This is a genomic window from Amycolatopsis thermalba (assembly GCF_003385215.1).
In the GTDB taxonomy this organism is placed as follows: Bacteria; Actinomycetota; Actinomycetes; order Mycobacteriales; family Pseudonocardiaceae; genus Amycolatopsis_E; species Amycolatopsis_E thermalba.
In genome coordinates this window covers 1-23,288 of record NZ_PQHW01000111.1, presented here as the reverse complement: position 1 = coordinate 23,288, position 23,288 = coordinate 1, and the positions used below count along the sequence as shown (strand labels likewise).

The 23,288-nt window shown below is 74.0% G+C and carries 22 protein-coding genes and 1 riboswitch; of the genes, 14 read left to right on the top strand and 8 right to left on the bottom strand.

The window, feature by feature from the left end; genetic code table 11:
* Positions 1–59: 59 nt before the first annotated feature.
* A complete protein-coding gene (locus tag D0D15_RS30180) occupies positions 60–290 on the bottom strand; it encodes a hypothetical protein (RefSeq protein ID WP_094007017.1) in 231 nt (76 codons plus the stop codon).
* Between the two features lie 356 nt (positions 291–646).
* Here D0D15_RS30180 and D0D15_RS30175 point away from each other — a divergent pair, with 356 nt between their 5' ends.
* A complete protein-coding gene (locus tag D0D15_RS30175) occupies positions 647–1,726 on the top strand; it encodes a polyprenyl synthetase family protein (RefSeq protein ID WP_094007019.1) in 1,080 nt (359 codons plus the stop codon).
* Between the two features lie 36 nt (positions 1,727–1,762).
* Here D0D15_RS30175 and D0D15_RS30170 read toward each other — a convergent pair whose 3' ends face one another.
* Positions 1,763–2,284: a YceI family protein gene (locus D0D15_RS30170; protein ID WP_094007021.1), complete on the bottom strand. Its 522-nt coding sequence runs from the start codon at positions 2,282–2,284 to the stop codon at positions 1,763–1,765.
* 54 nt (positions 2,285–2,338) lie between these two features.
* Between D0D15_RS30170 and D0D15_RS30165 the strand changes: the two genes are divergently transcribed.
* On the top strand, positions 2,339–3,517 hold the full coding sequence (locus D0D15_RS30165) for a sensor histidine kinase (RefSeq protein ID WP_233157380.1): 1,179 nt from the start codon (positions 2,339–2,341) through the stop codon (positions 3,515–3,517).
* Complete coding sequence (locus D0D15_RS30160) at positions 3,505–4,158, top strand: response regulator transcription factor (RefSeq protein WP_094007024.1); 654 nt, start codon at positions 3,505–3,507, stop codon at positions 4,156–4,158. The genes D0D15_RS30165 and D0D15_RS30160 overlap by 13 nt, the downstream gene beginning before the upstream one ends.
* Positions 4,159–4,162: 4 nt before the next feature.
* Here the strand turns inward: D0D15_RS30160 and D0D15_RS30155 are convergent, their stop codons facing one another.
* Entirely contained in the window at positions 4,163–5,176 is a 1,014-nt protein-coding gene (locus D0D15_RS30155; protein ID WP_476726868.1) for an aminotransferase class I/II-fold pyridoxal phosphate-dependent enzyme, read from the bottom strand.
* Positions 5,128–5,490: a hypothetical protein gene (locus D0D15_RS38000; RefSeq protein WP_476726867.1), complete on the bottom strand. Its 363-nt coding sequence runs from the start codon at positions 5,488–5,490 to the stop codon at positions 5,128–5,130. Before D0D15_RS38000 ends, D0D15_RS30155 begins: the two co-directional genes overlap by 49 nt.
* 327 nt (positions 5,491–5,817) lie before the next feature.
* Here D0D15_RS38000 and D0D15_RS37645 point away from each other — a divergent pair, with 327 nt between their 5' ends.
* The 5 genes from D0D15_RS37645 (at position 5,818) to D0D15_RS37640 (ending at position 9,071) form a co-directional block, all read left to right on the top strand.
* On the top strand, positions 5,818–5,943 hold the full coding sequence (locus tag D0D15_RS37645) for a hypothetical protein (protein WP_255407928.1): 126 nt from the start codon (positions 5,818–5,820) through the stop codon (positions 5,941–5,943).
* Between the two features lie 74 nt (positions 5,944–6,017).
* Positions 6,018–6,227 carry a hypothetical protein gene (locus D0D15_RS30150; protein ID WP_094007025.1) on the top strand — a complete coding sequence of 70 codons (210 nt, stop codon included), beginning with the start codon at positions 6,018–6,020 and terminating at the stop codon, positions 6,225–6,227.
* A 326-nt stretch (positions 6,228–6,553) separates the two neighbouring features.
* Positions 6,554–7,315, top strand: a complete 762-nt coding sequence (locus tag D0D15_RS30145; protein WP_094007027.1) for a 3-hydroxyacyl-CoA dehydrogenase — start codon at positions 6,554–6,556, stop codon at positions 7,313–7,315.
* 80 nt (positions 7,316–7,395) lie between these two features.
* A complete protein-coding gene (locus D0D15_RS30140; RefSeq protein ID WP_094007029.1) occupies positions 7,396–8,040 on the top strand; it encodes a TetR/AcrR family transcriptional regulator in 645 nt (214 codons plus the stop codon).
* Positions 8,037–9,071: an enoyl-CoA hydratase/isomerase family protein gene (locus D0D15_RS37640; protein WP_094007030.1), complete on the top strand. Its 1,035-nt coding sequence runs from the start codon at positions 8,037–8,039 to the stop codon at positions 9,069–9,071. Before D0D15_RS30140 ends, D0D15_RS37640 begins: the two co-directional genes overlap by 4 nt.
* Before the next feature lie 208 nt (positions 9,072–9,279).
* Here the strand turns inward: D0D15_RS37640 and D0D15_RS30130 are convergent, their stop codons facing one another.
* Entirely contained in the window at positions 9,280–10,287 is a 1,008-nt protein-coding gene (locus tag D0D15_RS30130) for a zinc-dependent alcohol dehydrogenase (protein WP_115944938.1), read from the bottom strand.
* Between the two features lie 345 nt (positions 10,288–10,632).
* Positions 10,633–10,710, top strand: a riboswitch (S-adenosyl-L-homocysteine riboswitch).
* 15 nt (positions 10,711–10,725) lie between these two features.
* On the opposite strand from D0D15_RS30130, the gene metH reads away from it, so the two are divergent.
* The 5 genes from metH to D0D15_RS36690 all read left to right on the top strand — a co-directional run bounded on the left by metH (position 10,726) and on the right by D0D15_RS36690 (position 18,719).
* A complete protein-coding gene (gene metH, locus D0D15_RS30125) occupies positions 10,726–14,334 on the top strand; it encodes a methionine synthase (protein ID WP_094007034.1) in 3,609 nt (1,202 codons plus the stop codon).
* Complete coding sequence (locus tag D0D15_RS30120; protein ID WP_143266221.1) at positions 14,331–15,200, top strand: hypothetical protein; 870 nt, start codon at positions 14,331–14,333, stop codon at positions 15,198–15,200. Before metH ends, D0D15_RS30120 begins: the two co-directional genes overlap by 4 nt.
* A gap of 67 nt (positions 15,201–15,267) precedes the next feature.
* Entirely contained in the window at positions 15,268–15,735 is a 468-nt protein-coding gene (locus tag D0D15_RS30115) for a DUF6292 family protein (protein ID WP_094007037.1), read from the top strand.
* A gap of 426 nt (positions 15,736–16,161) precedes the next feature.
* Positions 16,162–17,340 carry a 4-hydroxybenzoate 3-monooxygenase gene (locus D0D15_RS30110; RefSeq protein ID WP_094007039.1) on the top strand — a complete coding sequence of 393 codons (1,179 nt, stop codon included), beginning with the start codon at positions 16,162–16,164 and terminating at the stop codon, positions 17,338–17,340.
* A gap of 104 nt (positions 17,341–17,444) precedes the next feature.
* The gene (locus D0D15_RS36690; protein ID WP_094007040.1) at positions 17,445–18,719 is read left to right on the top strand and encodes a sigma-70 family RNA polymerase sigma factor; all 1,275 of its coding nucleotides are present in this window, start codon (positions 17,445–17,447) and stop codon (positions 18,717–18,719) included.
* Positions 18,720–19,033: 314 nt separating this feature from the next.
* Here the strand turns inward: D0D15_RS36690 and D0D15_RS30100 are convergent, their stop codons facing one another.
* The 3 genes from D0D15_RS30100 to D0D15_RS30090 form a co-directional block, all read right to left on the bottom strand.
* Positions 19,034–20,233, bottom strand: coding sequence for an ROK family protein (locus D0D15_RS30100; protein ID WP_115944937.1), 1,200 nt, complete (start codon positions 20,231–20,233; stop codon positions 19,034–19,036).
* A gap of 49 nt (positions 20,234–20,282) precedes the next feature.
* The gene (gene xylA, locus D0D15_RS30095; protein ID WP_094007043.1) at positions 20,283–21,461 is read right to left on the bottom strand and encodes a xylose isomerase; all 1,179 of its coding nucleotides are present in this window, start codon (positions 21,459–21,461) and stop codon (positions 20,283–20,285) included.
* 105 nt (positions 21,462–21,566) lie between these two features.
* On the bottom strand, positions 21,567–22,673 hold the full coding sequence (locus D0D15_RS30090; protein ID WP_094007045.1) for an ABC transporter ATP-binding protein: 1,107 nt from the start codon (positions 22,671–22,673) through the stop codon (positions 21,567–21,569).
* Between the two features lie 105 nt (positions 22,674–22,778).
* On the opposite strand from D0D15_RS30090, the gene D0D15_RS30085 reads away from it, so the two are divergent.
* Positions 22,779–23,282 carry a MarR family transcriptional regulator gene (locus D0D15_RS30085; protein WP_244215000.1) on the top strand — a complete coding sequence of 168 codons (504 nt, stop codon included), beginning with the start codon at positions 22,779–22,781 and terminating at the stop codon, positions 23,280–23,282.
* The last annotated feature ends 6 nt before the right edge of the window (positions 23,283–23,288 follow it).

Sequence of the window (23,288 nt, the reverse complement as noted above, 5' to 3'; positions counted from 1 at the left end):
CTCGGCCTCCGCACGCGCCCGGCCGAAGTCCGACCCCCGTGCCCCGCGCGCGCAGGTGCCTACCCGAGCGTCCCGCCCGGCCGGAGGGGCACGGCCACCCACCCGCCGGGCGCGATTCCCGGCGGCGCTCGGCGGCCGGCCAGGACGGTCCCGCCGGTGGCTCGCGGCCCGTGGCGGTGCATTCCTCCGGCGAGCGGGGCAACATCCGGGAACGGCTCGCGGATCTCGTGCGGCACCAGCACGTCGGCGCCACCCGGGGCGACGAGCGGAGCCGCTTTCCCGGCCGTCATGGGGATCCTCCTGTTCCGCCCAAATCGGGCGCCGGTGCGGGGCGGCGAAAAAACGCTGCCACACAAGGGTTTTCGGGTTCCGGTGAACACCGGACGACTCCACGTTGCCCGAAGCGTCCGCCGGGTTCAAGCCCGCCCCGCAGCTTCATACGAACGGGGTTTTTGCTTCCCTTGCGCCGCAACGGGTTCATCATGACGCGGAGGTGTTCACCGTCCGCGACGAAAGCCTCCGATTCCTCGCTCACAAGGTCTGCCGCGGCTCCCGGAAGTGTGGTGCGGCGTTTTCGCCGTTTCACCCGGCAGCCGGAGTGCTACACCTCCGACCGCGTCTTTCCCCTTCCCCCCGAGGAGAATTCATGTCGACCCGCCTCGCCGATGTGTCCGCACCCCCGCGACCGCGTGCCCCGGCGGAACCGGACTTCGGCCGGGCGCGTGCGGAGGCCGAGAGCGCCCTCGGCGAGTTCCTCGACGCGCAGGCCCGCGATCCGGCCGACGACTGCCTGCCGCCGCTGGTCGACGTGCTGCGCGAGTTCGTCCGGGACGGCACCTGGTTGCGCCCGCTGTGCTGCCACTGCGGATGGCTCGCCGCGGGCGGTGACCCGGCAGGCGACGCGGTCGCGCGAGTCGGCGCGGCGCTGGAACTGTTCCACTCCTTCGCGCTCATCCACGCCGACGTCCTGGACGGCTCGGACCTGCACCGGCGGCTCGCCGGGCGCTACCACGGCCACGACGCCGAGGCGGCCGCCCGGTTCGGCGCGCACGCGGTGATCCTGCTCGGCGACCTGTGCCTGGTATGGGCCGACGAACTGCTGCTGACCGCCGGCCTGGGCGAGGACGACCTGCGGCGGGTCGCGCCGGTGCTGCACGCGATGCGCAGCGAGGTCCTGGCCGGCCAGTACCTCGACCTCGGCGGCGAGTGGACCGAGGACGTGCTCGACCGCAGCTGGCGCGCCCTGCGCCTGACGAGCGCCGGCTCCACCGTGGAACGGCCGTTGCAGATCGGGGCCGCGCTCGCCGGGGGCGGCCCCGATCTGCTGCGCTGGTGCACCGCCTACGGCCGTCCGCTGGGCGAGGCGTTCCAGCTGCGCGACGACCTGCTCGGCGTGTTCGGCGACCCCGGGACCACCGGCGAGTCCGTGCTCGACGACCTGCGCCGCGGCAAGCGGACCGTGCTGATGGCCCTGACCTGGCGGCGTGCGCGGCCCGGGCAGCGCGAGCTGATCCGCACGCTGCACGGCGATCCGGAGCTCGGCGAGGACGGTGCGGCGCGGCTGCGGGACGTCATCACCGAGACCGGTGCCGAGCATGCGGTTGGGGAGCTGATCGAGGCCAGGGCGCGTGAGGCGTTGGCCGCGCTGGAGGCGGCGGAGTTGCCCGCGCCGGCCCGTCGTGCCTGTGCGGAGTTGGTGCGGCTGGCCACCCGTCGCACGCCGTGATCCGCACGGCGTGTCCACTTCGGACCACCGGCCCGGTCATCCGCGCTCGGCGATCAGCTCCAGCTCCAGGTCGAGGTACCGGCCGGTCATGCCCTTCATCGCGGTGACCCCGAAGGCGTAGCGGTCCACCCGGCTGCGGGCCCGCGCCCGCAGCCGGGGCCCCTCCGCGATCACCGAATCGACGACCACGTCCAGCGGGCCGCTGGTGCCGCGCACCGTCAGCGTGCCGCGCAGCACCCACCCGGCGCCGTCGCGCTCCGCCGCTGCCGACGTGAACGTGATGTCCGGGTGCCGCGAGGTGTCCAGGTACTGGCCGGATCGCACCGTGCGGTCGCGCGCGGAGTTGCCGGTGTCGATGCTCGCCGCGTCGATGGTCGCCACCACCTCCGAGCCACCCACCGGGTCGGCCACCCGCACCTGCCCCTCGCGCAGGCGGAACGACCCGCGCACCGGGCCCAGGCCGAAGAAGTGCCGCGTGCGGAACGACAGGCGCGAGGCGGCCGCGTCGATGCGGTAGGCGCCCGCCGCCGGGACTTCGATCGTGCTGGAAGCCGTCATGGTGGCCAGTCTGGCACGCACCACCGGCCGCGCGTCGGCCGGAGGTGGCCGGCGATGTCGACTTTGGTCGCTGGTCGCCGCGGCCGAAGTGGCCGTAGGCTCGCCGACGTGCACGGCGAGCTGCTCTGCGAACGGGGGCGGACGGTCCTGACCGTCGCCGCCGCGATCGGGTTCGCGGCCACCGCGGCGGGGGAGGTCCTCTCCGGGGTGCGCGGCGCCCTGCTGGTCGCGGATCTCGTCCTCGGCGCCCTGGGTTGCGCGCTGGCGCTGCTGCTGTTCCGCCGGCCGGTGCCGGCCGCGGTCGCGCAGATGGTGCTGACCGCGCTGGTGCCGACCGCGACACCCCCGGCGAGCATCGGCGTCGTGCAGATCGCGCGGCGCGGGCCGCTGGCCGTGGCGGTGGGGGTCGCCACGGCCGGGGTCGCCGGGCACCTCGTCCGCGGGCTGTGGCGGCCCACCCCCGGCCTGCCCTACCAGTGGTGGGTCGTGCTGGTGGTGCTTGGGCACGCCGCGCTCGTCGGCGGCGGCGCGCTCGCCGAGGCCCGCCGCCAGCTGATCCTGTCGCTCACCGAACGCGCCCGCCGCGCCGAGGCCGAGCAGGGCCGCCGCATCGCCGAGGCGCGCGCGGCCGAGCGCACCCGCATCGCCCGCGAGATGCACGACGTGCTCGCGCACCGCCTGTCGCTGCTGGCCACCTACGCCGGGGCGCTGGAGTACCGGCCGGACAGCTCGCCGGACCGCATCGCACAGGCCGCCGGAGTCATCCGCGCCACCGTGCACCAGGCGCTGAACGAGCTGCGGGACGTGATCGCGCTGCTGCGGGACACCGACGAGGACCCCGAGGGCCCGCTCCCGACGCTGAGCGGGCTGTCCGACCTGGTCGAGGAGTCCCGCGCGGTCGGCACCCCGGTCGAGGTGCGCGACGGGCTCGCCGACCCGGCCGCGGTGCCCGGCACGACCGGCCGCACCGCCTACCGCGTCCTGCAGGAGGCGCTGACCAACGCCCGCAAGCACGCGCCCGGCAGCCCGGTGCGCATCGACCTCCGCGGCGCGCCCGGCGAGCGGCTGCGGATCGTGGTGTCCAACCCGGTGTCCGGTGGCGCGCCCGGGCCGGGCGGCGGGACGGGGCTGGTGGGCCTGACCGAGCGGGTGCGGCTGGCCGGCGGCCGGCTCGACCACCAGGCCGCGGCGGGGGAGTTCCGGTTGGCGGCGGAGCTGCCGTGGCCGGCGTGACGCGCGTGCTGATCGTGGACGACGACGCCCTGGTGCGCTCGGGCCTGACCATGATGCTCGACGGCGCGCCGGGCATCGCCGTGGTGGGCCAGGCCGGCGACGGGGACGAGGTGGCCGCCGCGCTCGACGCGCACCCCGCCGACGTCGTGCTGATGGACATCCGGATGCCGCGCCTGAACGGGATCCTCGCCACCCACCGGACCCGGGCGCGGCCGAACCCGCCCGAGGTGGTCGTGCTGACCACGTTCGACACCGACGAGAACGTGCTGCGGGCACTGCGCGCCGGGGCGAGCGGGTTCCTGCTCAAGGACGCGCCGCCCGCGGACATCGCCGACGCCGTCCGCCGGGTCGCGGCCGGTGATCCGATCCTGTCCCCGCGCATCACGCGCAGGCTGATGGACCGCGCCGCCGTGGAGGCCGGGTCCTACGAGCGGGCGCGCGCCGCGTTCGCCACCCTCAGCCCGCGCGAGCGGGAAGTGGCCCTCGGCGTGGGCCGTGGCTCGACGAACGCCGAGATCGCCGCGGAGCTCCACCTCAGCGTGGCGACGGTGAAGGCGCACATCACCCGGATACTGTCCAAACTGGACGCCGGCAACCGCACCCAGATCGCGCTCATGGCGCACGACGCCGGTTTCTGTTGAGCCGTCAGCGTTTCACCACGCGGAACGTCTTCAGCTGCGGGTCGGCGGGATCCGGCAGGTACATGCCCGCGTCGAGGCCGCTCAGCAGGTAGTCCACCACGGCGCGGGTGATCACCTCGCCCGGCGCCACCGCGGGTACGCCCGGCGGGTACGGGCTGATCGTCTCCGCGGCCACGCGGCCGATCGCCTCCTCCGGCGGAACGTCCTCGATGGGGCCGAAGAACGCGTCGCGCGGCAGGATCGCCTGCTCCAGCTCCAGTTCACCGGGCTCGGGCAGGTCCACCGGCTTGGCGGGACGGATCTCGTCGATCCGGTCCACCAGGTCGCGGATCGCGGTGAGCAGCCGGCCGGTGGTCTCCTCGTCGTCGGCGATCGTGATCTGCGCGGCCATCCGGCGGTGGTCGGACAGTCCCATGTCGATCCGGTGGTGCTCGCGCAGCCATTCGCTCGCGTCGTAGCCGGATCGGTCCAGCTCCTGCAGATCCAGCACGATCTTCAGCGGGTCGTGGTCGTCGGCCAGCCGCGGCCCGACCAGGTCGTCCCGTTCCAGCACGCGGATTCCGGGAACGGCGGCCAGTTCCGCCCGCACGGACGCGGCCAGGTCGAGCGCGCGGCCGAGCAACTCCTCGCCGTGCTGCACCATCTGCCGCCGCCAGCCGTCGAGCCCGGCGAAGATCAGCGCGCTCGGGCTCGTGGTGCCCAGCCGGTCCGCCCGGGATGCCAGCACCTGCGGATCGACCCGCTCGCCGCGCAGGTGGAACACCGAGCCCTGCTCCAGGCCGCAGCCCATCTTGTGCACGCTGGTGACGCAGATGGCCGCGCCCGCGTCCATCGCCCACGACGGCAGCGCCGGGTGGAACGGGAAGTGCGCGCCCCACGCCTCGTCCACGATGAGCGGCACGTCGTGGTCGTGGCACACCCGCGCGGTCTCGCGGATCGCCGCGCACGCCCCGTAGTCGGTCGGCGTGATCAGCAACATCCCCTTGGCGTCCGGGTGTTTCGCGAACGCGTCCCGCACGTCCTCCGGTCCCGGCGGGTGCGCGAGGTGGAACCGCCCGTCCCACCGCGGTGCACCCACACCGGCTGCACGCCGCTGATGATCAGCCCGGCCACCACGGACTTGTGCGCGTTGCGGGACACCAGCAGCTTCTCGCCCGGCCCGGCGACGGCCAGCATCGCGCTCTTGACCGACAACGAGCTGCCGCACGTGGAGAAGTAGGCCTCCTCGGCGTCCACCGCGTCGGCCATCAGTTCCTCGGCGTTGGCCAGCACGCCCCGCGACATGCGGCGGTCGTCGAGGCCGTTCATCAGGATGATGTCGGAGGCGAACACGTCCCGGCCCACGACCTCGGCCAGCCGCGGTCGATGCCGCGTCCCTGTTTGTGGCCGGGCGGGATGAATCCCAGGTGACCGTGCTCGCGGTACCGCTGGATGGCTTCGATCACGGGTGCCTGCGCATGGTCCACGGCCGGGGCTTCCCCGTGCGCGCGGACGGCAAACTCCTCAGTGGACGCGGGGGCCCACCCCCGGAAAGGTGTCCCCCGTTCATGGGATTCCGCGTGGCGGTTGCCGCTGGTCGCGTGTTAATTTCCGACCTCGCGTGGCCGTACACGACGCTGGAGGGGAACGTATGTGTGCCGAGCCGGTTCCGGGTGCCCGATGAGCGACCGGACTCCCATCTTCGACGACGTGGTCGCCGCGGCCGGGCTCGACTGGGCCGAGCTGCAGGCCGGTGACGAGGTCCCGTCGGCCGCGGAGGGAGTCGCGGAGGAGGCCGTCTCGTGACCCGGCCGGGTTCCGATCGCGTGGAATCCGGCGTTGCGGTGGCGCAGGCACGCGGGAGCCGCCATCCTGCGAGCATGGCGGACGGGACAGAAGCCGGGCCGGGCGAGCTCTTCTGGCAGATCGTCGAAGTGCTGCACGTGCCGCGTTCGCTCGCCGAGCGGGAGCTCGCGCGCTCCCGCTCCGACGTCGCGAACGGCGTCATCCGGCCGGGTGATCCGGCCGAGCCCTACGCGCTGGCCTGGCGGCGCATCCGCACCCAGTGGGCGGGGCAGGAACTGGCCTGAGTGCGCGGCCCTGGCGGATCGGCGTGCCGGGCGGTGCGGTCGTGCGCGCGTGCCGCGACGCTGGGTGCGGCGCCCGCTCAGTCAATCGCGTCGGCGCCGGGTGCCTGGCGTGAGCGGCTCCCGCCGCTGCCGAACCAGCCTGAGCGCGCGGCGCGGCGTCTGCGTCGCCGAGGCGCAGGTGCTGCTCGGCGCGCGTGCGGACTGGATGCCGGGCCTGAGACGTTCGCCCCGGGGCCTTCCCCGCACCGCCGATCTCCCTTAACGTGCGCTAAGCAAGGTTCCGGCCGTCGCGGCCGGGACGGGCTAACGGGAAGGGGTGTTGCGACATGGAGGTCGGCAACGCGGTCGCGCTGGTGACCGGTGGTGCGTCGGGGCTCGGGCTGGCGACGGTCAGGGAGCTGCACGGGCGCGGCGCGAAGGTCGTCATCGTGGACCTGCCCTCGTCGCAGGGCGAGGCCGTGGCCAAGGAACTGGGCGACGGGGTGGTGTTCGCCGCGGCCGACGTGACCGACGAAGCCCAGGTGAGCGCGGCGCTGGACGCCGCGGAGCAGCTGGGCACGCTGCGGGTGGCGGTGAACTGCGCCGGCATCGGCAACGCGCACAAGACCGTGGGCAAGCAGGGCGCCTTCCCGCTGGAGGCCTTCACCAAGGTCATCAACGTCAACCTGGTCGGCACGTTCAACGTGATCCGCCTGGCCGCCGAGCGCATCGCCAAGTCCGAGCCGGTGGGCGAGGAGCGCGGCGTGATCGTCAACACCGCCTCGGTGGCGGCGTTCGACGGGCAGATCGGGCAGGCCGCGTACTCGGCCTCGAAGGGCGGCATCGTGGGCATGACCCTGCCCATCGCCCGTGACCTGGCGAGCCTGAAGATCCGGGTGGTCACGATCGCGCCGGGCCTGTTCCACACGCCGCTGTTCGCGACCCTGCCCGAGGAGGCCATCGCGTCGCTGGGCGCGCAGGTGCCGCACCCCTCGCGCCTGGGCGACCCTGCCGAGTTCGCGGCGCTGGCCCGGCACATCGTGGAGAACCCGATGCTCAACGGCGAGACCATCCGCCTCGACGGCGCCATCCGCATGGCACCCCGCTGACCCGGTGGCGCGGCAGCGGCGCCCCGGCCCGCTGCCGCGCCCCGTTATCGTTCCCCCGTGACCTCTTCGATGGGCAGGACATGACACGACCCGAGGGAGCGTGGCGGGAGTACGGACCGCTCGAGCTGACCCCGATCCTGGCGGCCGCGCTGGAAGCCTTCTACGAGCAGGGCTTCCACGGCACCCCGGTGCGGGACATCGCGCGACGCGTGGGCCAGACGGTGCCCGCGCTGTACTACCACCACGAGAACAAGGAGGGCGTGTTCACCGCGCTGGTCGAGGAGGCCACGAGCGACCTCGACTGGCGGGTGCGGCAGGCCGCCGAGGAGGCCGGTGACCGGCCGGACCGGCGGCTGGTCAACGTCGTCGAGGCGATCGTGCTGCACATGGCCCACCGGACCCGGCTCGCCGCGCTGGACTTCGAGCTGCGGCACCTGTCCCCGGCCAACCGCAAGCGGTACGCGGCGCGGCGCAAGGAGATCGAGGTCCTGGTCACCCGGATCGTCTCCGACGGCGTGGCCGAGGGGCTGTTCGTCGCCACGCGGCCGGCCGAGACCGCGCGGGCGCTGCTGGGCATGCTCCAGTCGATCGGCCGCTGGTACCACCCCGACGGCGGCCCGCTGTCGCCGGACGAACTGGCCGAGCGCTACGTCGACATCGCGCTGATGACCGTCGGGGCCCGCAAGCGGCCGGCGGCGCGCCGCACCCGGGCCCGCTCGGCATGATCACCGCGCTCGCCGGCGGCGCCGCGCACGACCCGCTCCTGGACGACGCCGGCCAGGTCCGGCGCCCGCTCGTCGTGGTCGATCTCGACGAGCCGGTGCCCGCCGACGTCGTCGAAGCCGCCGCGCGGGCGGCGCGCTCGTGCGAGCGCATCCTGGTCGGCGTGGCCACCCACCCGGTCGACGACGAGCGCTGGGCCCTGGCCGACGCCCTCGACCTGACCTTCGCCGCCGATGGCTGCGGCAGTGGTCCCCAGTTCGCGGCGAGCGACGACCCGGCGGGCGACGCGGACGTGGTGTGCCGGGCGGCCGAGGCGAACCCGCAGGCCGCGCTGGTCCTGGTCCAGGTGCTGCGGGCGAGCGGGCGCCTGGACGTGGCCGCGGCGCTGGACGTCGAGTCGTTCGCCTACTCGACCCTGCTCGGCGGGCCGGAGTTCGTGCGGTGGCTCCGCGGCCGCGGGGACCGCCCGCTGCCACCGCCCGCCGCCGAACCGCCGGTGCTGCTGACTCGCGACGGCGAGGTCCTGCGCGTGACGCTCAACCGGCCGCGGCGGCGCAACGCCTACGGCCGCGAGATGCGCGACGCGCTCGTCGGTGCCCTGCGGGCCGCGGCGGCGGAGGAGTGCCGGGTCGTGCTCGACGGCGCGGGCCCGGTGTTCTGCTCCGGCGGCGATCTCGACGAGTTCGGCACGGCCCCGGACCTGGTCACCGCGCACTTCGTCCGCACCAGGGCCGGAGCCGCGCGGGCGCTGCACGCGATCGCCGGGCGGGCGGAGGTGCGCGTGCACGGGGCGTGCGTGGGAGCCGGGCTCGAACTGGCGGCGTTCGCGGGCCGGGTGGTGGCCCGGCCGGGCACCGTGTTCCGGCTGCCGGAGGTCGCGATGGGCCTGATCCCGGGCGCGGGCGGAACGGTGAGCGTGCCGCGCCGGATCGGCCGGTGGCGCACGCTGTGGCCGGCGCTGTCCGGACGGCCGCTGAGCGCGGACACCGCGCTGGACTGGGGCTTGATCGACGCCATTGCGGACGGTTCCTGACCGCTTCCCGGCCTGGCGTCCGGGTCAGGAGCGAGCGCGTCCACGGCGCCGACGATCCGGTCGGTCTGCTCGCCGTCGAACCGTTCACCACGCTGAGCGCTGCGCACCGCCGCGAGCCGGACGGCCGGGTGTCCCGGCTGGGGGAGATCCTCGGCCTCGCGCCGCGGCCGACCGTCGGCCCGGTCACCGTGGGCGCACACGCCTGACCTCAGCGGCGCGGGTGGACGTGGATCTTCGGCGCGCCGCCGCCCGGCCGGTCACGGACCCGCACCGCGGCCACCGCGTCCAGGCCCACCGTCGCGGCGACCAGCGGCACCGGATCGACCGCGCCGGTGGCGTACTGCTCGATCGTCCCGGCCAGACCGGGGGAGGCCGACAGCACGCCGACCGCGGTGACGTCCTTCAGCGCCAGGCGACGCGTGTCGAGCAGGCTCGGGCGCCCGGCCAGGCCGATGCAGACGACCCGCCCGCCCGGCTCGACCAGCTCCACCGCCCGGGCCGGCGACTCCGCCGCCCCGGAGGCGTCGATCACCGCGTCGAACGGCAGCGCCGGCACCTCGCCGGCCGCCCAGGCATTGCCGAACCCGAGGGAGCGGGCGAACCCCAGCGACGCGGCGGTGGCGCCGAGCAGGTGCACCTCCGCGCCCGCCGCGCGGGCGAACATCGCGCACAGCAGGCCGATCGTGCCGGGCCCGAGGACCAGCACGCGGTCGCCCGGGCGCGGGTCCGCGCCGCGCACCGCCCGCAGCGCGTTGCCGCCCGGCTCGACCATCGCGCCCGCGGCCGCGCCGACCGTGTCCGGCAACGCGTGCAGCGCGGTCACCGGCACGGCCAGCCGCTCGGCCAGCGCCCCCGGCCGCCCGCCGCGGATGCCGATCTCGGTGCGGGTTTCGCACAGGTGCTGGCGTCCGCTCCGGCACCGGCGGCAGGCGCGGCAGCCGAGCATCGTGTCCCCGGTGACCCGCCGTCCCACCCAGCCCGGGTCGGTGCCCTCGCCGGTCTCCACGACGGTCCCGCACCACTCGTGCCCCAGCCGCACCGGGTAGCGGGCGTGCCCGTCGTGCAGGTACGGCATGCTGCCGTCGAAGAACTCCGCGTCCGTGCCGCAGATCCCGGCCCGCTCCACGGCGACGACCACCTCGCCCGCCGCCGCGACCGGCGGCTCGACCTCGGTCACGCCGCCCTCGCCGGGAGCGGTCACCACGAACGCCCGCACGCACCCAGCGTAGCCGGAAAGATCCACTGTGGACGGCAATGGCACAAAGTCCTCATTTTGAGGACTTCCGCCTTGCCCCGGACGGCCCCTCGCGGCGCATACTGGTGGAGCACGTGCGGGTGCTCGGGGCACCGCACGGCGGGGAAAGCGGGTTCCGTCGGGGGATGGCGCCCGCGGGAGGTCGATGCCCGGCCGGTCGGGGCCAGAAGGGCAGGCGGTCTCCGACGGCGGGCCGGCTTGGGGAAGCCGGCCCGCCGTTCTGCTGTCCGCCGGTGTCCCACGGCGCCGCGTCCACATCGCGGAACGGCTTTGGTGCCGCCGCGGGCCGTCCAGTACTGTGTTCGCCAGGCCGAGAGGCGCTGCAACGGACCCTGGTCCGCCACGCTCGGCCCCCGGAAACCGCAACAAGGGCGCCTCCCGACAGTGGGGAGGGCGCCGGTGGACACGACGAAGGCTCTGCGGGAGATCCTGAGCGACCGGGTGGCCGTCCTCGACGGCGCCTGGGGCACCATGCTGCAGGGCGCGGGGCTCACCCCGGCCGACTACCGCGGCGACGTGATCGGCGACCACCCGCAGGACGTGACGGGCGACCCCGACCTGCTCAACCTCACGCGGCCGGACCTGATCCTCGACGTGCACCGGCGCTACCTCGCCGCGGGCGCCGACATCACCACGACCAACACGTTCACCGCGACCAGCATCGGCCAGGCCGACTACGGCCTGCAGCACCTGGTGCGCGAGATGAACGTGCGCGGCGCCCGGCTGGCGCGCCAGGCCGCCGACGAGGCCGGCGGCAAGTTCGTGGCCGGGTCGATCGGGCCGCTCAACGTCACCCTGTCCCTGTCGCCGAAGGTCGACGAGCCCGCCTACCGCGCGGTCACCTTCGACGAGGTCCGCGACGCCTACGCCGAGCAGATCGCCGCGCTCGCCGAGGGCGGCGTGGACCTGCTGCTCATCGAAACGATCTTCGACACCCTCAACGCGAAGGCCGCCATCGCGGCGGCCCGCGACGTGGCCCCGCACCTGCCGCTGTGGATCTCGGTGACGATCGTCGACCTGTCCGGGCGCACCCTGTCCGGCCAGACCGTCGAGGCGTTCTGGAGCGCGATCGAGCACGCCCGCCCGCTGGTCGTCGGCGTGAACTGCTCGCTGGGCGCCGAGGAGATGCGCCCGCACGTCGAGCAGCTGTCGCGGCTGGCCGGCACCTACGTGGCCTGCCACCCCAACGCCGGGCTGCCCAACGCGTTCGGCGGCTACGACCAGACGCCCGAGGAGACCGCCCGGATGCTCGGCGAGTTCGCCGGCAGCGGCATGGTCAACATCGTCGGCGGCTGCTGCGGCACCGGCCCGGAGCACATCGCCGAGATCGCGCGGGCGGTCTCCGGCGCGGCCCCGCGCGAGGTGCCGCCGCCGCGCACGCACACCCGGTTCAGCGGGCTGGAGCCGTTCGAGATCGGCGCCGACACCGGGTTCGTGATGATCGGCGAGCGCACCAACGTCACCGGCTCGGCGAAGTTCCGGCGGCTGATCGAGTCCGGCGACTACCAGGCCGCCGTCGACGTCGCACTGGACCAGGTCCGCGGCGGCGCCAACCTGCTCGACGTCAACATGGACGCCGACCTGCTCGACTCCGAGCACGCGATGACCACGTTCCTCAACCTGATCGCCACCGAGCCCGAGGTGGCCCGGATCCCGATCATGATCGACAGCTCGCGGTGGAGCGTGCTGGAGGCCGGGCTCAAGTGCGTGCAGGGCAAGGGTGTGGTCAACTCGATCAGCCTCAAGGAGGGCGAGGAGCAGTTCCTGAGCCAGGCCCGCCGCATCCGCGACTACGGCGCCGGTGTCGTCGTGATGGCCTTCGACGAGAAGGGCCAGGCCGACACCCGCGATCGCAAGGTGGAGATCTGCGGCCGCGCCTACGACCTGCTCACGAGTGAGGCCGGCTTCCCGCCCGAGGACATCGTCTTCGACCCCAACGTGCTCGCCGTCGCCACCGGCATCGCCGAGCACAACGGTTACGCCAAGGCGTTCATCGAGGCGCTGCCGCTGATCAAGCAGCGCTGCCCCGGCGCGCGTACCAGCGGCGGCATCTCGAACCTGTCGTTCTCCTTCCGCGGCAACGACGTCGTGCGCGAGGCGATGCACTCGGCGTTCCTGTTCCACGCGGTGCGCGCGGGGCTGGACATGGGCATCGTCAACGCCGGCCAGCTCGCCGTGTACGAGGACATCCCCGCCGACCTGCTCGAACTGGTCGAGGACGTGCTGTTCGACCGCCGCGAGGACGCCACCGACCGGCTGGTCGAGTTCGCCGAGACCGTCCGCGGCGAGGGCCGCAAGCGCGTCGTGGACCTGTCCTGGCGCGAGGCGCCGGTGGCGGAGCGGCTGCGGCACGCGCTGGTGCACGGCATCGTCGACTACATCGAGGACGACACCGAAGAGGCCCGGCAGAACTTCGCGCGGCCCCTGGAGGTCATCGAGGGCCCGCTGATGGACGGCATGAAGACCGTCGGCGACCTGTTCGGCTCGGGCAAGATGTTCCTGCCGCAGGTGGTCAAGAGCGCGCGCGTGATGAAGCGGTCGGTCGCCTACCTCGAGCCGTTCATGGAGGCGGAGAAGGAACAGGCGCGGCTGGCCGGGCGCGTGGAGACCGAGCGCGGCCACGGCAAGATCGTGCTGGCGACCGTGAAGGGCGACGTGCACGACATCGGCAAGAACATCGTCGGCGTCGTGCTGGGCTGCAACAACTACGAGGTGATCGACCTCGGCGTGATGGTGCCGGCGGCGAAGATCCTGGACACCGCGGTCGCCGAGAACGCCGACGCGATCGGCCTGTCCGGGCTGATCACCCCGTCGCTGGACGAGATGGTGTCGGTGGCGGCGGAGATGCAGCGGCGCGGGCTGAAGATCCCGCTGCTGATCGGGGGCGCGACCACGTCCCGGCAGCACACGGCGGTGCGGATCGCCCCGGCCTACGACCACACGACGGTGCACGTGCTGGACGCGTCGCGGGTCGTCGGGGTGGTGTCGGACCTGCTCGACGCGGAGCGCGGCGCGGCGCTGGACTCGGCGAACCGCGCGGAGCAGGAGCGGCTGCGGGAGCAGCACGCGCGCAAGCAGCGCCGCCCGATGCTCACGCTGGAGCAGGCCCGGGCCAACCCGGAGCGGGTGTCGTTCGACGACCTGCCGGTGCCGTCGTTCACCGGGGTGCGGGTGGTTTCGCCCGGCCTGCCGGCGCTGCGGGAGATGATCGACTGGCAGTTCCTGTTCCTGGCCTGGGAGCTGAAGGGCAAGTACCCGGCGATCCTGGACCAGCCGGTGGCGCGGGAGCTGTTCGACGACGCCAACGCGCTGCTGGACGAGATCGTCGCCGACGGTTCGCTGCGGGCGCGGGGCGCCTACGGGTTCTGGCCGGCGCACCGCGAGGGCGACGACATCGTGCTGGAGGGCGGTGTGCGGTTCCCGATGCTGCGCCAGCAGACGTCCAAACCGGACGGTCGCGCGAACCGGTGCCTGGCCGACTACGTGGCCCCGGCGGGCGATCACCTCGCCGGGTTCGCGGTGACGGTGCACGGGGCCGAGGAGCTGGCGCGCCACTACGAGTCCCGGAACGACGACTACCGGGCGATCATGGTGAAGGCGCTGGCCGACCGCTTGGCCGAGGCGTTCGCCGAGTACATCCACCTGGAAGCGCGGCGGGAGTGGTTCGAGCCGGACGCGTCGCCGTCGCTGGAGGACCTGCACGCCGAGCGGTTCCGCGGGATCCGCCCGGCGCTCGGCTACCCGGCGAGCCCGGACCACAGCCAGAAGCGGGAGCTGTTCGAGCTGCTGCGGGCGTCGGACCTGGGCCTCGGCCTGACGGAGTCGTTCGCGATGACCCCGGCGGCCAGTGTGAGCGGGCTGATCTTCGCCCACCCGGAGTCCCGGTACTTCACGGTGGGCCGCCTGGGTCTCGACCAGGTCACCGACTACGCCCGGCGCCGCGGCCTGCCCCAGGCGGAAATCGAGAAGTGGCTGCGCCCCAACCTGGACTACGATCCCGCGGAGTGATGATCTCCGAGGAGCTCCGCGACACCGACGTGGTCGCGGAGCTCCAGTTGTGGTTTCCCGCGCGCGATCTCGCCACCGCGGTGGAGGCGTGCCAGGGACTGATCGCCGGGCTGGGGGCGTGGCGGTTCTCCATCGGGCCGGGCAACACCGACCCGCCGGGTCCGTACGACGCCCGGCTGGTGATCCGGTCACGTTCGCGCGAAGGCGAGAGCGCGATCCAGGCGATCCGGCGGGTGGCGCTCGGGCACCTGGAGGTGATCGGGCTGGACCCGGCGCTGCTGGAGATCGTCGAGCTGCGCGGGCGCCCCTTCGGGCGGGTCTTCCGCGCGGAGCTGCCGGACGGCATCCGCGCGACGATGATCGTCGAGCGGGGCCGGGATCCGTTCGGCACCGAGCCGGAGGAGATCGAGACCGAGGAGCTCGAACCGCTCGGCCCCGAGGGCGGGTTCGACGAGGACGAGATCCGCGAGCTGATGGACCTGGTGCACGCGGCCACCAGCACGCGGATCGTGATCGTCGCCGAGATTTCGGGCGCGGACGGGATCGACGCGCGGGAGATGGTGCGCGAGCTCGCCGGCGACCTCCGGCGGCAGACGTTCCCCTCGGAGGAGGACATCGAGGTCAGCGAGCCGCGGCGGCGGCCCAGCGGCACGATCGAGGTCGCCGCGCTCGTGGGTGGCACCGAGCGGGAGGCGTTCGAGGCGGTGGAGGCCGCGGCCCGGGCACTGCGGACCTTCACCTGGCTCGAGCCCGCCCCGGTCGACGATCCGCGTCGCGAGGACTACTTCGCCGTCGAGGCGGTTCCGCAGGAGCAGTTCGTCCGGCTGGAGGTTCACGCGGCGACCGGACTCGGCGTGTTCGGCTGAGGGGTTTGGTCACCCGGTCAGGTGGTAGCCCCGCCCCAGGCGGACTACTCACTCAACGGGGCGTGAGATGCATCTGGAATACGAGCACGCGGCAGCCTCCGGGCTGCGCCGGTACGTCAGCGCGGTCGCCGAGGAACTGGGCTGCAGCGGCGAGGCCTACTACGCCCACCTGGACCCGCCGCCGGCCTACGCCTACCTCGCGCTGGACGACCGGCTGCCGGACCACCCCGGCCAGGACACGGCCCTGGTGTGGAACGAGCACGACGGCTGGGCGGTGGCGATCGAGACCACGGCCGGGCACGAGCTGAGCGTGGTGCGCTACCTGGGCGCCGAGCTGCTGCCGCCGCCGCCCGAGGTCGCCCGGTTCGTGGACGAGGTCTTCGCCGGACGCGCCCCCGACGCGGCGCCCGCGGGCACCACCGACGGCGCCAAGGTCCGCCAGCACCTGGCGACCTACGCGATCCCGTACCAGGAGAGGCCCACCGAGAGGCCCGGGCGGCCGGTGGAGCAGGCTCGCCGCCGGCCGGCGCGCTGACGGCTGGTTCCCGCAGGGGAGATTGGTGGCCTGGGCGGCAGGTTCGCCGCTGGCTGGCGCGCTGATGGCCGGTTCCCGCTGGGGAGATTGGTGGCCTGGGTGGCAGGTTCGCCGCGGGCCGGCGCGCTGACGGCCGGCTCCCGTTCGGGAGACCGCCGCGAGTTGTCGCAGGTGAGGGGCTGCTGCTGCGGTCTGCCTACGCGGCCCTGACCGGGTGCCGGTGAGATCGCCCCTGGCGGCGCTCGTGCCACTGACCGCCTCGGCGCTGTCGGCCGGGCGCCGTTGCGCCCGCCCCGGCCGCGCCCCGCGGTCGCCACCGCCGCCAGCACTGTCCGGCTCCGCGTGATCACCGGTGGCCACGGGAACCGTTGCGGCACTGGGCGATTTCGGGCAAACTGCCGCAATCGCACCACCTGGGGAGGAATCGTGGTTGCGCGCACCGGGGTCGTCGTCGTGGGGGCCGGGCCCGCCGGGCTCGCCCTCGCCAACGTGTTGCGGGACCGGGGAATCGGCTGCGTGCTGCTGGAGGAGCAGACCCGCGCGTTCATCGAGGCCCGCCCGCGCGCCGGGTTCATCGAGGAGTGGGCGGTCCGCGCGCTCGACGACCGCGGCCTGGCCGGCAACCTCCTGTCCACCGCCCCCAGCCAGGGCCGCTTCGAGTTCCGGTTCGAAAACCGCCGCCACCCCTTCTCCTACGAGCGGTGGGCCGGGCAGCGGCACTTCGTCTACCCGCAGCAGCTCCTCGTCACCGACCTCGTCGCCCAGTACGCCGGCAACGGTGGCGCTCTCGAGTTCGGGGTCCGGGACGTCGCCCTGCACGACGTCGACTCGTCGACCCCGTCGGTCACCTTCACCGACGCCGGCGGCACCGCCCGCCGCCTCGGCTGCGACTTCATCGCGGGCTGCGACGGCGCCCAGGGCGTCACGCGGCGTCACCTCGACGGTCACCTGCTGACCCACGACTACGGCATCGGCTGGCTGGCGCTGCTCGCCGAGGCGCCGCCCAGCGCCGACGGCGTCCTGTTCGGCATCCACCCGCGCGGGTTCGCCGCGCACATGGCGCGCACCGCCACCGTCACCCGCTTCTACCTGCAGTGCCCGCCCGGCGACTCGGCGGACAACTGGCCGCACGAGCGCGTCTGGTCCGAGCTGCACCAGCGGCTGGGGGTGCCGGACGGGCCGCTGACCGAGGGCGAGCTGATCGAAAAGCGCGTCCTCGACATGCACAACTACGTCATCGAGCCGATGTCCCGCGGCAGGCTGTTCCTGGCCGGCGAGTCGGCGCACCTGGTCGCGCCGATCGCGGCGAAGGGCCTCAACCTCGCCCTGCACGACGCCTTCCACCTGGCCGAGGCGATCGCCGCCCACTACGGCGGCGACGACGGCCCGCTGGAGCGCTACTCGGACACCTGCCTGGCCCGGGTGTGGCAGTACCAGGAGTTCTCGCAGTGGCTGTCGGACGTCTTCCACAGCTCGACGCTCGACCCGCCCGCCGACCCGTTCCGCGCCCGGCTGGGCCAGGCCCGCCTGCGGCGTCTGCTCGGGTCGCCGGCCGCGGCGGCCTCGTTCGCCGAGATCTACATCGGCAAGGCCGCGGATTTCTGATCATCGCTGTACGTGATCCAGCCGGCGTGGCAGGCTGCGCCGTAACGAAACTCGCGACTGCGGAGTCTCCCCGGGCAGAGGCGCCCGGGGTGACGAGGAGGACCATGGCGGGGGACACGGACGTCGACGCCGACCTGATCGAGGCGGTCCGCGCGGGCGACCTGCTCGCCTACGACCGCCTCTTCCGGCGGCACCTGCCGGCCGCGCGGCGGGTGGCGTCGATGATGTGGCGGGACCGGTCCGAGGTCGACGACCTGGTGGCCGAATCCTTCCTGCGGGTGCTCGTGGCGATCCGCGACGGCGCCGGCCCGGCCGAGCGGTTCCGGCCCTACCTGCTGGTGACGCTGCGGAACCTGGCGATGGACTGGGGCCGCCGCCGCGAGCGGTGCGACCCGTGGACCGCCACCCGTGACGAGGGCGCGCCCGGCGTCGAGGAGATCGTGATCGACCGGCTGACCGGCGAGGTCGCGCGGTCGGCGTTCGAGACGCTGCCCCCGCGGTGGCGGTACGTGCTCTGGCACACCGAGATGCTGGGTACCCGGCCCGCGACGCTGGCCGGTGAGCTGGGCATGACCGCCAACGGGGTGGCCGCGCTGGCGGTGCGGGCCCGTGAGGGGTTGCGGCAGGCGTTCCTGCAGGCCCACGTGCCCGCGGCGGGTGTCGAGGACTGCCGCACGGTGCGGCGGCGGCTGGGTGCGTGGACGCGCGGCAAGGTGACCGCGCGGCAGGGCCGGGCGGTGTCGGCGCACCTGGCGGACTGCCCGAAATGCCACCGGGTGGCCGACGTGCTGGAAACCGTCAACGGCGGGTTGCCCGTGCTGGCGCTGGTGCCGCTGTTCGGGCGGCTGCTGGGCGGCGGGGCGCCGACGGCGTCGGTGGCCGCCGGGGGCGGGGTGATCTCGAAGATGGCCGCGGCGGTGACGCTGGCCGCGGTCGCGGTCGCCGGGCCCGCGGTCGTTCCCGATCGGTCCGCTCCGCCGCAGGTCCTGGCGGCGCCGGCCGCGTCGCGCCCCGCCGAGCCGGTCCCGGACGGCGCCACGCCGGAAGCCCGGGAGGAGAACCGCACCGGCCCGGCGCAGGACACGGCCGCGAGGGGCAGCGCGGCGCCGGACAAGGGGGCGGCGAAGGGCAACAGCGGGGAGAAACGCACCGGCGCGGTGAAGGACGACGGCGCAGTGAAGGGCAACGGCGCGGCGCGGGACAACGGCGTGGCGAAGGGCAACAGTGCCGCGCAGGGCAACAGCGCGGCGAGGGGCAACAGTGCCGCGAAGAGCGCACCGGGCCGGGCCAAGGCCACCGCCCCCAAGTCACCGAAAGCCCGCAAGTCCCCCGAGCCCAAGCCGCCTCCCGAGAAGGCGCAGGGCCCGTCACCGAAGTGACAGCGCGCGTCCCTCGGCGGCGGATGGGCGGGGGCCCGGGCCGAGGGCCAGCCGCTGTCTCCGGGCATCCGGGATGGGCGCAGAGCGCGCTGCCGGCCGGCATCCCCGGGCATCCGGGGCGGCCCAGGCCGGAAAGCCAGCCGCTGTCGCCGGGCATCCCAGAGCGGGCACCGGGCCGGGAGCCCGCCGCCGGCCGCTGTCTCCCGGCAGGACCGACCCGGCAGGTTGGCTGGTGGTCAGCTGAGCCGGCCGGCCATGCCGGCAGGACCGGCCCGGCATTGACCAGGCGGCTCGGCCAGGGCCGGAGCCGGCGGTCAGGGCAGCCAGCGCGCCGGGTCGGCCAGGACCGCCGTCAGTTCGCGGTACGCGGCACCCGTCGCGCCGGGGGCGGGGGTGTTCTTCGCCGCGTGGATCGCCGGCGGGGTCCACCGCGCCGACAGCACCCGCTCCCGCAGGTGGCTCTCCAGCTCCGGCCGCAGCAGGTCCGCCACCTGCGCCAGATGCCCGCCGAGCACCACCGTCGGGATGTCCAGCACGTTGATCACTCCGGCCAGCGCCACCCCGGGCGCCCGCGCCGCCGCCGTCACCGCCTCCCGCGCCCGCCCGTCGCCGGAGGCGGCCAGTTCCGCGAGGTGCGCCGGGGTCGACGCGGGCGTCAGACCGGCGGCGGCGAGCAGCGCGTCCCGGCCCGCGTAGGTCTCCAGGCACCCCGTCGACCCGCACCGGCACGCCGGGCCGTCCGGGTCGGCGCACACGTGCCCGATCTCGCCGGCCCACCCGTGCCGCCCCGCCATCACCTCGCCGCCGACGACCGCCGCGCCGCCGATGCCGATCTCGCCCGACAGGTACACGAAATCCGGAAACGGCCCCGGCCGTCCGGGCGCGACCTCGGCGACCGTGCGGGCCGCGAGGCTGGCCTCGTTGCCCACCCGCAGCGGCAGCCCCGCCACCGCGGCCGGGTCCAGCAGCTCGGCCGGGCGCACGTCGGACCAGCCGAGGTTCGGCGCGCGCAGCAGCGTCCCGGTCGCGGCCGCGACGATGCCGGGCAGCGCCAGTCCCGCCCCGACCAGCCGCAACCCCTCGGGCAACCCGCTCAGCACCCGCGCCGACAACGCACCCAGCCGGTCCAGCGTCGCCGCCGGATCGCTTTCCACCAGGTCGGCGTACTCCAGCGACTCGGCGACGACCCGGCCCCGCAGGTCGACCACCCGCACCGCCAGGAACCCGGCGTTGACCTGCAGCCCGGCCGCGGCCAGCCGCGACCCGGGCACCAGGGGAGTGGCCGGACGGCCGCGCCTGCCGCCGCCGTCCGGCTCGATCTCGCCGAGGACCCCGCCCGCGACCAGCTCGTCGGCCAGCCGGGTCGCGGTGGTGCGGGTCATCGAGGTCGCCGCCGCCACGTCCGCCCGCGACAACGGCCGCGCCGACGCGCACACCGTGCGCGCCACCAGCGCCAGGTTGCTCGCCCGGAGGCTGGACTGGCGCGCGCTGGTTCGCTGATCGAGGGCGGTCACGCCGGCGATCCTAACCGGAGCGCCGAATTCGTCCAGCGGATGGACGAATTCACCCGATGAGGTGCTCGAGCGCGAGCTGCTGCAGCTGGACGAACCCGTAGTCGCGCTGGGCGGCCTTCTCCGGGTCGAAGCCGTCGTCGGCGGCCAGGAAGTCCGCCACCGACTCGCCCGCGCCCAGCGTCGGCTCGGACAGCTCGAGGATCCCGGCCCGGTCCCACGCCTCGCGTACCCGCGGGTCCTCGCGGAACGCCTTCGCCTTCTCCGCCAGCATCAGGTAGGTCGCCATGCACGCCCGCGCCGAGTCCCAGATCCCGTCCAGGTACTCGGTGCGCGAGGGCTTGTAGTCGAAGTGCCGCGGGCCGGTGTAGCGGGGCGCGCCCGAGGAGCCGGGGAAGCCGTTCTCCAGCAGGTCGACGGTGAAGAACGCGGAGATGAGGTCGCCGTGGCCGAACACCAGGTCCTGGTCGTACTTCAGGCCGCGCTGGCCGTTGAGGTCGATGTGGAACAGCTTGCCGCTCCACAGCGCCTGGCCCAGCGCGTGCGTGTAGTTGAGGCCGGCCATCTGCTCGTGCCCGGTCTCCGGGTTGAGACCGACGATGTCGCCGTGCTCCAGCTCGGCGATCAGCGCGAGCGCGTGACCGACGGTGGGCAGGAAGATGTCGCCGCGTGGCTCGTTCGGCTTGGGCTCCAGGCCGATCCGCAGGCCGTAGCCCTGCGACTTGATGTAGCCGGCGACGGTGTCCAGGCCCTCCTTGTAGCGCTCGAACGCCGCGTGCAGGTCCTTCGAACCGTCGTACTCGGAGCCCTCGCGGCCGCCCCACATGACGAACGTGCTCGCCCCCATCCCGGCGGCGATGTCGACCGCCTGCAGCACCTTGCGCAGGCCGAAGCGGCGCACGGCGCGGTCGTTGGAGGTCAGCCCGCCGTCCTTGAACACCGGGTGGCTGAAGGTGTTGGTGGTGACCATCTCGATCACCAGGCCGGCCTTGTCCGCGGCGTCCTTGAGGCGGCCGGTGAGGCGCTGCTTGGTGGCCAGGTCGGCGTCGAACGGGAAGACGTCGTTGTCGTGGAAGCTGATGCCCCACGCGCCCAGCTCGGCGAGCTTGTCGGAGTACTCCCACGGGTCCAGCGCCGGGCGGCTCGGGCCGCCGAAGGGGTCCGTGCCGGTCCAGCCCACGGTCCACAGGCCGAACGAGAACTTGTCCTCAGGGGTCGGTTGGCGCACCATCGCAGCTCCTCCGGGTTTTGTTTTCCGGAGTAACTTATTTCCGGGTGCGTACGCAGTCAAGGGGCCGGGCGGCGGATGCCGCCCGGCCCCTCGTGGTGTCCGGTGTCAGTCGGCCGACGGCAGCCGCTCACCCGTCTCCGGGTGGAAGGCGTGCACCTCTTCGGCCTCGCCGACCGCGATCTGCACGGTCTCGCCCAGCTGCGGCGGGCGGCGGCCCTCGGCGCGCACCACGAACCGCTCGACGCGGTCGCCGATCTTCACGCCACCGTGGATGTAGGCGTCGGCGCCCAGCTCCTCGACCAGCTCGACGGTCAGCTTCGCCGCCTGCTCGCCCGCGCCGGCCAGCCGCAGCGATTCCGGCCGCAGGCCCAGCGTCACCGATTCCACGCCGGCCGACCGCGCGGCCGCCAGCGTCGCGCGGGGGAGCGGCACGGTCAGCCCGTCGAGCTGCGCGCCGTCCGGGGTGAGGGCGACGGTCTTGAGGTTCATCGCCGGCGAGCCGATGAATCCGGCCACGAACGCGTTGCGCGGGCGCTCGTAGAGGTTGCGCGGGGTGTCGCACTGCTGGAGCTTGCCGTCCTTGAGCACCGCGACCCGGTGGCCCATCGTCATGGCCTCGACCTGGTCGTGGGTCACGTAGATGGTCGTGGTGCCCAGGCGCTTCTGCAGCGCGGCGATGTTCGCGCGGGTCTCCACGCGCAGCTTGGCGTCCAGGTTGGACAGTGGCTCGTCCATCAGGAACACGGCCGGCTCGCGCACGATGGCGCGGCCCATGGCGACGCGCTGGCGCTGGCCGCCGGAAAGCGCTTTCGGCTTGCGGTCCAGGTACGGGGTCAGGTCGAGCAGGGCGGCGGCCTCGCGCACCCGCTCGGCGATCTTGGCCTTGGACACGCGCTTGAGCTTGAGCGCGAAGCCCATGTTCTCCGCGACCGTCATGTGCGGGTAGAGCGCGTAGGACTGGAACACCATCGCGATGTCGCGGTCCTTCGGCGGCACCGCGGTCACGTCCCTGCCGTCGATGTGGATGGCGCCCTCGTCGACGTCCTCCAGGCCGGCGAGCATGCGCAGTGCGGTCGACTTGCCCGAGCCCGACGGCCCCACCAGCACAAGGAACTCGCCGTCGGCGATGTCGAGATCGAGGCTGTCCACGGCCCGGACCGGCGGGTTGCCGGGGTAGAGCCGCGACGCCTGCCGGTAGCTGACCTCAGCCATGGGGACCGCCCTTTCGCGTCACGTCGTTGTCCCCGCCTGTCTATCCGGGCGCCGGGCCCGGTGGCCAGAGTTCGTCAATTCACTAAACTGACGAATGTGGAGGCGATGGGTGCGCAGGCGATGCGGCGGCACAACGTCGCCCTGGTCATGGAGCTGATCGCGCGGGACGCGCCGGTGTCGCGGGTCGAGCTGGCGCAGCGGACCGGGCTGACGAAGGCGACGGTGTCCAGCCTGGTCGCGGAGCTGACCGGGGCGGAGCTGGTGCGGGACCTGGGGCCGGAACCGGGCCGGGCGCCGGGGCGTCCGGCGGGGCGGCTGGTGCTGGATCCGTACGGGCCGGTGGCGCTGGGCCTGCAGTTCGCCTCCGGGCACATCGCGGGGGTGATCCTGGACCTGTCCGGGCGGCCGCTCGCGCGGCAGCTGCGGCGGTTCGACGTGGCCGGGGCGGAAGCGGCCGACGGGGTGCGCGCGTCGCGGCCGGTGCTGCGGCGGCTGTTCGACGAGGCCACGACGGCCGGGCGGCTGGTGGCGGGGGAGTTGCGGGCGCTGTACCTGCCTGGGCCCGTCTCTTATCCTCATCTGACGCTGCCGGCTATTCTACACGTGTGACTCTGC